A 9,698-nucleotide genomic window follows, 5' to 3' on the forward strand; every position below is an offset into this window, starting at 1 on the left:
ATTCTCTGTGAGACCCCCCGCGCGGGATCAAGAGACACCCTGTCTGCCCCATGGGCCGATACTCGCCAAATCCGAGTCCGCGGCGGACATGGAGGCTTTCGATCGATACGTCGCCGCGGTCTCTGTCGATCAGGGCGTCCGGCTGAGCCGGCATTGGTTCATCGTGCAGGCGCAGAAGCCGGCGGCCGTCGAGCCGTCTCACCCATAGGAGACGGTGCGCCATGGAACAGGATCTCGTGGTCAACGAAATCTTCGGTCCGACCGTCCAGGGTGAAGGTCGGTCCATGGGACGCAGGTGCGCGTTCCTGCGACTCGGCGGGTGCAACCTGTCGTGCTCCTGGTGCGATACGCCATACACGTGGGACTGGGTCGGAACCGCCGACAGCGGGATCGCTCACGATCCACGCAAGGAGCTGCACCGACGCCCGGTCGAAAGCGTCGTCGAAGAATTGCTCGCGTTCGACACCGAGCTGATCGTGATCTCGGGCGGTGAGCCCCTGGGCCAGCAAAAACGGCTGATCCCTCTGGTGGCAACGCTGACCGAACGCGGTAAAGAGATAGAGATCGAGACGAACGGAACGCACGCCGCGCACCCCGAACTCGCCGCCGCCGGCGTCAGGTTCAACGTCTCGCCGAAACTGTCGCACTCGGGCGACCTCCTGGAGCGCAGGATCGTCCCCGCCGCACTCGCCAGTCTTTCGGCCCTGCCGGGAACCACTTACAAGTTCGTCTGCCGGAACACCCGCGACCTCGACGAAGTGGCCCAACTGGTCGCCGACTTCGACCTGCCCTCGGTATGGATCATGCCGATCGGGCGTACCGCCGACGACGTCACCCAGCACATGAGCGAGTTGGCCGACGCGGTGGTGGAGCGCGGCTGGAACCTGACGACAAGACTCCACACCCTGCTGTGGGGCGAAAAGCGCGGGGTGTGACCCACGGCCCGCAAAGGAAGAGGGGAACTCGATCGATGACATTTCGAATCACGAAGAAGTTTGAATTCTCGGCCAGCCATCAGCTTGCCGGCCTTGCTCCGGAACACCAGTGCGCCCGAATGCACGGACACAACTATGTGATCGAGTTGGAACTAGAAGCCGATGACGCGAGTCTGCTGCCCGTGGGCTTCGTTCGGGACTACGGCGAGCTGTCCACGTTCAAGGAATGGCTGGACAAGCAACTCGACCACCGGCATCTGAACGATGTGCTGGACGAAAACCCGACGGCCGAGAACATGGCGGCCTGGGTCTACAAGACATGGGTGATGGAGTTTCCCGAGTTGACCTGTGTCCGTATCTCAGAAACTCCCAAGACTTGGGCCGAGTACCGGCCGTGAGGCCAGTGACGACGAAGCCCGGACGAAAGGCAACCGCATGTCGGTGACAGACGTGGACCTCCAGGGTGACCCGCAGGCGTCCAGGACGACCGAGGACCCACTGGTCGGGATCGCCCGCCAGTTGCTCGAAGAAATCGGCGAGGACCCGAATCGCGACGGACTGCGCGACACCCCCACTCGGTTCGCTCGCTGGTGGCGAGAGTTCATCAACTACGACCCGGGTTCACTGGGCACGCTTTTCGAGTCCACCGGTACGAGCCAGCTCGTGGTCGTCTCGGACATTCAGGTGTGGTCGCTGTGCGAGCACCACCTCCTGCCGTTCAACTGCTCCGTGACGATCGCGTACCGCCCGACGGGGCAACTGCTCGGCCTGTCGAAGTTCGCCAGGGTCGCCCATCAGTACGCGCACAGACTGCAGGTCCAGGAGCGGCTCGTGGACCAGATAGCGCTGGAGATCAGCACCCTGAGCGGCACCCCGGACGTCGCGGTGATAGCGAAGGGCGAGCACCTCTGCATGTCGATGCGCGGCATCAAGGCTCCCGCGCAGATGACGTCGACCGCATATCGCGGGGAATTCAGCACGGACCCCGGGCTCCGGGGCCAGCTGTTCGACCTGCTCCGGGCCTGACGAGCCGGCCGACTCAGCAAGTGAGCTGGTCGGTGCCCGGTTTCCGGCCCACCGACCGGGGCCGACTCCCCGCTCGTCACCGGCGGCTACCGGATCACCGGCCCCCGTCGGTGCTTCAGGCGTTCCTCGACGAAACAGCCCGCGAGCGCGTTCGGCCCTGCGAGGACCTGCCGGTGCTGCCCTCGTAGTCGGACAGGCGCGCCCACACCGGACGGGCGCGGCAGCAGGATCCGAAGTCGGGGCACGAACGACATTCCCGCCCCCTAGCCATCGGGTCGTCTCCCTGCACGTGGATCTCTTCCACGCCGGCCCCGCGCATTCGTGTTGGCCGCCGTGCCGCGATCACGGCGGCCGTCGGCCGCATCCGGGTCGCGGAGCGGCGAACAACAGGCCGCTCTCTTCGACACCTTTGCGAATCCGGTCCGGTCGACATGAAAGGACAACGATGAACACAATCGACTCCTCCACGCCCGCGGAAGCGGCTCGGCTGCTTCCCGAGCTGGACGCCGAGCGGCTGCTGGCCGACCTCGCGACCGCACGCGACCACCTGTGGGACGAGCAGAGCTCGCACGAGAACGGGCGAGTCTCCAGGTGGGCCGAACAGGACTGGCGCTGCCTCCCGGTGCGCAGCCCCGGTGGTGACAAGACGCGCACCGACCCAGGCGGCCCCGGCAGCGCGGAGTTCGCCGACACCGAGTGGCTGGACCACATGCCGTACGTGCGGGAGGTCCTGCACGCGATTCCCGGCCCCCTCTACGCCGCCCGGTTCCTGGATCTCGGTCCCGGCGTCGTCGGATACCGCCATTCAGATGCCAAATTCGCCCCGGACTGGGGTCTGGCCCGCCTGCACATCCCCGTCATCACCCACGAGGAAGCCTCGCTCGACCTCGACGGAGAAATTCATCGCTGGCAGCCCGGTGAGTTCTGGTTCGGCGACTTCAGCCGCAGGCATCAGATCCAGAACCTCGGACCCGAGCATCGGGTGCATCTCGTCGTGGACGTGCTCGTCACACCGGAGCTCGCACAGCTGTTCCCGGCCGACTGGGCCGACTACTTCAACGGCCCGGATGTGCTCTACAACCGTCCGGGCATGGCCACGACCGACCAGCAGCGCAAAGCCGCGCGGTGTTCGTTCGACGCGCCGGAGCACCTGCTGGAGATAGAGGTGTTCGGGTCGCTCACCGGCGCTCAGCCGCATGCCGGCTTCAGCATCGTCGACACCGCCACGGAACTGGCCATTCGCTCTCCCCAGGACCACCTCTTCCCGCTGGTGTCCCTCGGCGGAAACGAATACCGCCTGGTCGGGTGGAGCGAGGAGCGAACCATCACCACGAGGCTGGACGGTCCGCGGCCCGAGGTCGAACTGACCTACCGCAAGGGCCGGGAATCGACCCGCCTTGTCGTTCCGGCCACGCCGGCGCCGTGACGGACTCACCTACGTCCGCCGCTGTTCCGGGGCACAGCACACCGCTGTCCTGACCCTCACGTACTGATCCTCCATCCCTTCTTGTCTGCCGGAAGTCGACACATGCCGAAAACCGTCGCAATCGTGTCCGGAGGCCTGGACTCGGTCACCATGGCCTACCACCTCCAGGCGCAAGGACACACTCTCCACCTGCTGTCCGTGAACTACGGACAGCGTCATCTCATCGAGCACAAGTTCGCCGCGAAGGCGGCTCGAACGCTCGGGGTACCCCACGACGTCGTCGATCTCAGCCCCGTCGGCAAGCTCCTGGGCGGCTCCTCACTCACCGATCCGACCGTAGAAGTGCCGGATCACCGGAGCGGGTCGTCCGGCGGCAGCCCGAACGTCGTACCCAACCGCAACGCCCTTCTGCTGTCCGTCGCCTTCGCCGTCGCCGTCGCCCAGCAGGCGCAAGCGGTGGCCGTCGGAGTGGTCGACGACCTGCAGGCCGCACCCGACAGCAATGCCGCCTTCATCGATTCCTTCCTCGCCATGGAACGGATCGCGACCCACGGATACGCGCACCCTGACCTGACCCTGACAGCACCGTTGGTCAAGCTGCGCAAGAGCGACGTGGTGTCGCTCGGCGAGGCACTCGGCGTCCCCTGGACCGAGACCTGGAGCTGCTTTCGCGGCGACGCGCTCCAGTGCGGGCGGTGCGCCGCATGCAAGGAGCGCCAGCAAGCGTTCCGGGACGCCGGCGTGACCGACCCGACGACCTACCAGAACAGCGATTCGAAGGAGCTGTCATGACCGACCCGTTTCCCGTGCTCGATCTCCGGGACGCCTCCGGTTCGCAAGAGGCCCGGGCAGAATTCCTCGACCGGCTGCGCCGGGCCGTGCACGAGATCGGCTTCTTCCAGCTCGTCGGCCACGGCATCGAGGACGCCGACGACATGCTCGACCTCACCCGCCGGTTCTTCGAGCTGCCCGAGGCCGACCGGCTCGCGCTGAACATCCTCGACTCGCCACTGTTCCGCGGCTACTCCGAACTCGGCCGCGAACACACCCGGGGCGTGCCCGACCAGCGCCAGCAACTGGACATCGGCCCTGAGCAGCCCGCGAAGCCGTCCGAGCCCGGGGACCCCGCCTACCGGTGCCTGATCGGCCCGAACGAGTGGCCCGCTGCGATGCCCGAGCTGCGCCCGGCTGTCGAGTCGTGGATCACCCGGCTGACCGAACTCTCGCATCGACTGCTGCGACTCCTGCTCGAGTCGCTCGACGCCCCCGCCCAGTTCATGGACGACGTGGTCGACCCGGATCCACAGATCCACCTCAAACTCCTGCACTACCCCGGTCCCACGCAGACGAACGAGGACACCGGCTCCGACCAGGGAACCGGCATTCACAACGACCTCGGGCTGCTCACCCTGCTCGTCCAGGACGACAACGGAGGCCTCCAAGTCGCGGTCGAGGAGGGCCGGTTCGCCGACGTACCGGTGATCCCGGGGGCGTTCGTGGTCAATCTGGGAGAACTGCTGGAGGTGGCGACACGGGGCTATGTGCGCGCCACCCTCCACCGGGTGGTCCGTCCCGCCCCGGGCATCCACCGCTACTCCATTCCCTTCTTCTACAACCCTCGGCTGGACGCCACGATGCAGCCACTGCCCAGCCCGTATGTCGAGGGCGCCGACGGGGTCATCGACGTCGTCGGCAACCCGTTGTTCGCCCTCTACGGCGACAACGTCATGAAGGGGCTGATCCGCTCCTTCCCCGACATCGTTGCCCGACACCATCCCCACCTGGCCGCGGCAGCCGGGTCCAGGAACTCCTGACACCGGGCGGCAGAGCGCATTGTCACCGCCCGGCCCGAGTGGTCGGGCCCGGCGGTGGCGCACCCGGCCGGTCCGCGGAGACCGAACGAACCTGAGACAGGCGATTTTCATGAGAGTCAACCTTCTCGGGCCGCTTCAGGCCTATGGGGACGATCACCACGTCGACATGGCGCCGGCCGCCCAGAAAGTACGCCAGACGCTGGCGGTGCTCGTGCTGAACGCAGGCCGGATCGTGCCCTTCGAGCACCTCGTGGACGAGCTGTGGAACGACAATCCGCCGGCCAGCGTGCACACCGCGCTGCAGACGTATGTGTACCAGCTCAGGAAGCGGTTCTCCCTCGGCAATCCGAGAAGCGGCGGCGCGGTGCGTGCGACCGGGCCCCTGCTGGGCACGGTCGACGGCGGCTACCAGCTGTCGCTGCCCGCCGACCACGTGGACGTCTTCCGTTGCGAGCCGTTGCTCGCCCGTGCCCGAGCGGAGTTCCACGACGAAGACTTCGCCCGGGCCCGTGACACGGCCGCCGCGGCGCTGCGGCTGTGGCGGGACGAGGCCCTGGTGGACATACGCAAGGGGCCCATGCTGAAGGCCGAGGCCATCCGACTGAAGGAACTGCGCACCACCGCGCACCACCTGCGCATCGAATCCGACCTGCACCTCGGCCGCCACCACGAAGTGCTCAACGAACTCACCTCGATGGCCGTGCAGGAACCGACGGACGAGCGGGCCCAGGGCAATCTGATGACGGCCCTCTACCGCATGGACCGGCGGGCGGAAGCGCTTCAGGTCTACCGGCTGGCACGCGAGCGGATCGCCGCCGAACTCGGACTCGATCCCTCGCCCCACCTCCAGGCCCTGCACACAGCCGTGCTCACGTCGGACGAAGCCCTGCTGCGTCCCGGCGGGCGGCTCACGGTCGTGACCACGGCCACCCGGGCCCCCTGCCATCTGCCGGCCCCGCGCGAGCGTCTGACCGGACGCGCCGGCCAGCTGGCGCGTCTCACATCAGTGCTGACCGGCCGGGCGCGGCAGGACCGGCCGCTCGTGGTCGTGGGCGGTGCCCCCGGCACGGGGAAGAGCGAACTGTGTCTGCACGCCGCACATCAGGCGAGCGGTCACTACCCGGACGGGCGGCTCCACGCACATCTGCGCGACGGCGCCGGCCGGCGGGTGCGGCCGGCCGAGATCCTCCGCTCGTTCCTGCGCGGACTCGGGGCGACCGAGGAGCAGTTGCGCCAGAACACGACCGACCTGAGCCTGCTGTTCCGTACCTGGACCGCCGACCTGCGCGTTCTGGTGGTGCTCGACGACGTGTGCGACGTGAAGGAGCTGACGCCGCTGCTGCCGTCAGGTGCCGGCTGCGGCGTGGTCATCGGCAGCCGTCGACGTCTGTTCGTGTCCTCGACGGCAGCCCACGTCGATCTCGCCGGACTGCCCTTCGACGACTGCCTGCGACTGCTGGCATCCTCCGTGCCGGGACACCCCATCGTCCTGGACCCCGAAGGACTGCGACAGCTCGCCCGGCTGTGCCGGGGGCTGCCGGGCGCGCTCTTCGCGATCGCCGCGCAGTTGCGCCGCCGCCCGCACTGGACGGCTCGGCAGGCCACCGCCTGGGTCCTCGCGTCCGGCGGCGCCGACAGCGATCCGCTGGGCGTGTGGGCAGGATTCGACCGGACGCTCGCAACACTGTCCGCCGAGTCGCGGTCCCTGGCCTACGCGCTGTCGTCTTCCGTCACCCCCGACCGGCTCACCCCGGCACTTGCCGCCGCGGCCCTCGGAGTCAGCAACCAGCGCGCCGAGGACCTGCTGGAGGAACTGGCAGAGAACTACCTGCTGCGCCCACAACATCCGAGTGTGAACGGCCGGTTCTCCTACGAATGGGAGCCCGGGACAAGTCCGATCGCGGTACCGCCGAGCAGCACGCCGGTCATGCGCTCCGCATGACGGCCCTGGTCCCGGTCCCGATGCCATCGTGCCCCTCGTATCGCGGGTCTTCGGCGCGCGGTGCGCGGCAGACGCTTCGGCCAAGCGTGACTCCGTCCACGGGCTGATCAGCCTGCTCGGCCCCTTGATCGCCGGGACGACCTCGCACAGAACCGTCCCGGCCAGCGCGGCCCTTACAGACCTTTCCACACAGCCGATCCCTTGGAGAACCGTCATGCCGAAGCGCCCGAAACTCGTCCTCGTCGGTCAGTTGTCCGTGTTTCCCTGGGCGTTCGAAGCTGCCGAACGTGCCGGTGTCGACCTGATCCTCGTCCCCAGGGGGGACGACACGTTGGAGTCCGCCGGGCGGCCCGACGCGGTGATCGAACTGCTGCCACTGGACATCGACGACGACCCGGACGGAGCGTTGTCCGCCCTCGCCGACCGCAACCGGCAAGAGCCCTTCGACGGCATCATGTCGGGCAACGAAAGGGTCATTCCCTTCGTGGCGCGCGCCGCTCGGGAGCTGGGCTTCCCCGGGCTGACCGAGGAGGCGGCGGCGGTGGTGCGCGACAAGCGCAGCATGCGCCAACGCCTCCTGGAAGCGGGGCTGGGCGTGCCCGGCTTCGTGGTCGTGAAGGATCCGGACCACTGGACCGACGCCCTGACCCTGCGATTCCCCGTCGTGGTCAAACCGGCGAACGGCCACTCCAGTTTCGCGGTCATCCGTGCGGATGACAGGGACAGCCTCGAGCAGGCCGTGGCCCGCACCTGGCGTCTCGTCGAAACCCACATGGGCGCCGCCGACGGATCGAACTCGGACACCGGTGTGCTGGTCGAGGAATATCTGGATGGGCCGGAGATCTCCGCGGAATCCCTCGTGTTCCACGGTCAGGTGCGGGTCTGTGCCGTCAGCTGGAAGGGAGAACTGACGGGGCCCTACTTCGAGGAGACCACGCTGCGGGCCCCCGCCCAGTTGCCGGCCGAGATACTCGCCGCGATCGAGGCGGAGGTGATCGGCGCCCACCACGCCTTCGGCGTCACGGAAGGCACCACGCACACCGAACTGCGGCTGGTGGGCGGAGTACGGCCGGTCCTGCTGGAGATGACCGCCCGCCTCGGAGGCGGAGGCAACATGCACCACCTCACCCACGTCAGCAGCGGGATCGACCTGGCAGCCGAGGCGCTGCGCATCCACCTCGGCCAGGAGCCGCTCTGCTGGCGCGAGGATCCGGCCCCGGCCGGCCACGCGGCAGCCTATCTGGTGCCGATCGGCAGCGGCGGACGGGTCAAGCGGATACGCGGCCTGGAAGCGGTGCGCGCCGACCCGCGGGTGGACTACGTGGTGGAGACCGCCGGTCCCGGAGCGCTGTTGCGCCCCTACCCGGACTGGACCGGAAACCCGGCGGTCGTGCTCTCGCACCACGAGTCGGATGCGGAGGCCGCGGCCTTCCTCGCCCACCTCTCACGGACGCTGCACGTCGAGTACGAGGAGCGGGATTGACCTGGAGCGTGTCAAGGCGGCCGGCCACGGCAGCCAGGCGCAGAACCTCGCTCCGATCTTGCCGAACACTGCAAAGGGGAACCAGCATGCCCGCCAGCACCAGCGACACACCGACCACCGGCCGACAGCTCCATGACGGCGTACCCGCCTTCGCGGAGCAGGTCCGCCGAACCGGCTTCGTCGTCATACCCAAGGAGGAACTCGCCGGACTGATCAGCGACGCCGACCTCGAGGAACTCCGCGGCGCCTGGGAAGACCTGCCGGTCGACACCGAGGTCGACGGCGTCGGCGTGTACCGCGAGCGCCGCTACAGCCGGCTGCACGTCGTCGTCGACGGCGACACCGTCACCTACGAGGTCCTGCCCCACGCCGTCTTCCGTCAGGATTCGATCCCGCTGTGGGAGGGCAAGGACCGGCTCTTCGAACCGGTCGCCAAGGACCTCCTGCTCAGCCCCACCATGCGCGCCCTGGTCGGTTTCAACGCCCGGATGGCGACCGCGGCCGGCGGCAACAACTCGTGGAGGACCGGGGTCCACCTGGTCCGCGTCGTCGCCCGCGCCGACGCCGACGGCCTCCCCACTCCCGAGGGCCGCCACCGCGACGGGCACTCCTACGTCGGGATGCACCTGATGCGCCGCGAGGGCGTCACCGGAGGCCTCTCCACCGTCCACCCCAACGACGGCGGCGACATCGTGCAGACCACCCTGGTCCAGCCGCTCGACACCATGTTCATCGACGACAACATGATCACCCACGAGGTCTCGCCGATCGTCCCCGAGGCTGCCTCGGGAGTGCGCGACATGCTCATCATCGACATGAACCTGATGACCTGAGCCCGCAGACCCTAGCGAGAGCGCGATGACGGAAATCCCCGGACGGCAGTGTCGCCGGGCCGGACGAACCTCTCCACGCCGTCGAAGCTCTCGTGAACCCGGCCGTGTGCACCTCGTACTCGCCGCCGACACCAGTACGCCGGAGCCGTCCCGGCAATACCCGTGTCGGCGGCGGCCGTCTCCGGCGGCCTGAACCCCACCGCGCTCTCGTGGACAGACGCCGCCAAGGGCCCCACCAC

The 9,698-nt window shown here is 68.2% G+C and carries 9 protein-coding genes; all 9 read left to right on the forward strand.

The window, feature by feature from the left end; all coding sequences use genetic code 11:
- Positions 1 to 221 precede the first annotated feature (221 nt).
- The 9 genes from ACFW2E_RS15295 to ACFW2E_RS15335 all read left to right on the forward strand — a co-directional run bounded on the left by ACFW2E_RS15295 (position 222) and on the right by ACFW2E_RS15335 (position 9,459).
- A complete protein-coding gene (locus ACFW2E_RS15295; protein WP_384466498.1) occupies positions 222 to 935 on the forward strand; it encodes a 7-carboxy-7-deazaguanine synthase QueE in 714 nt (237 codons plus the stop codon).
- Positions 936 to 970: 35 nt separating this feature from the next.
- The gene (locus ACFW2E_RS15300) at positions 971 to 1,333 is read left to right on the forward strand and encodes a 6-pyruvoyl tetrahydropterin synthase family protein (RefSeq protein ID WP_384466500.1); all 363 of its coding nucleotides are present in this window, start codon (positions 971 to 973) and stop codon (positions 1,331 to 1,333) included.
- Between the two features lie 37 nt (positions 1,334 to 1,370).
- Entirely contained in the window at positions 1,371 to 1,961 is a 591-nt protein-coding gene (folE, locus tag ACFW2E_RS15305) for a GTP cyclohydrolase I (protein WP_384466502.1), read from the forward strand.
- Between the two features lie 445 nt (positions 1,962 to 2,406).
- The gene (locus tag ACFW2E_RS15310) at positions 2,407 to 3,387 is read left to right on the forward strand and encodes an aspartyl/asparaginyl beta-hydroxylase domain-containing protein (RefSeq protein ID WP_384466504.1); all 981 of its coding nucleotides are present in this window, start codon (positions 2,407 to 2,409) and stop codon (positions 3,385 to 3,387) included.
- A gap of 123 nt (positions 3,388 to 3,510) precedes the next feature.
- Positions 3,511 to 4,179 (forward strand): 7-cyano-7-deazaguanine synthase, encoded by a 669-nt coding sequence (locus tag ACFW2E_RS15315; protein ID WP_384466506.1) that lies wholly within the window; start codon positions 3,511 to 3,513, stop codon positions 4,177 to 4,179.
- On the forward strand, positions 4,176 to 5,201 hold the full coding sequence (locus ACFW2E_RS15320; RefSeq protein WP_384466508.1) for an isopenicillin N synthase family dioxygenase: 1,026 nt from the start codon (positions 4,176 to 4,178) through the stop codon (positions 5,199 to 5,201). Before ACFW2E_RS15315 ends, ACFW2E_RS15320 begins: the two co-directional genes overlap by 4 nt.
- A 109-nt stretch (positions 5,202 to 5,310) precedes the next feature.
- A complete protein-coding gene (locus ACFW2E_RS15325; protein ID WP_384466510.1) occupies positions 5,311 to 7,143 on the forward strand; it encodes a BTAD domain-containing putative transcriptional regulator in 1,833 nt (610 codons plus the stop codon).
- Between the two features lie 214 nt (positions 7,144 to 7,357).
- A complete protein-coding gene (locus ACFW2E_RS15330) occupies positions 7,358 to 8,626 on the forward strand; it encodes an ATP-grasp domain-containing protein (protein WP_384466512.1) in 1,269 nt (422 codons plus the stop codon).
- An 86-nt stretch (positions 8,627 to 8,712) separates the two neighbouring features.
- Positions 8,713 to 9,459: a 2OG-Fe dioxygenase family protein gene (locus ACFW2E_RS15335; protein WP_384466514.1), complete on the forward strand. Its 747-nt coding sequence runs from the start codon at positions 8,713 to 8,715 to the stop codon at positions 9,457 to 9,459.
- The last annotated feature ends 239 nt before the right edge of the window (positions 9,460 to 9,698 follow it).

The sequence above is a fragment of the Streptomyces sp. NPDC058964 genome (assembly GCF_042741275.1).
GTDB lineage: Bacteria > Actinomycetota > Actinomycetes > Streptomycetales > Streptomycetaceae > Streptomyces.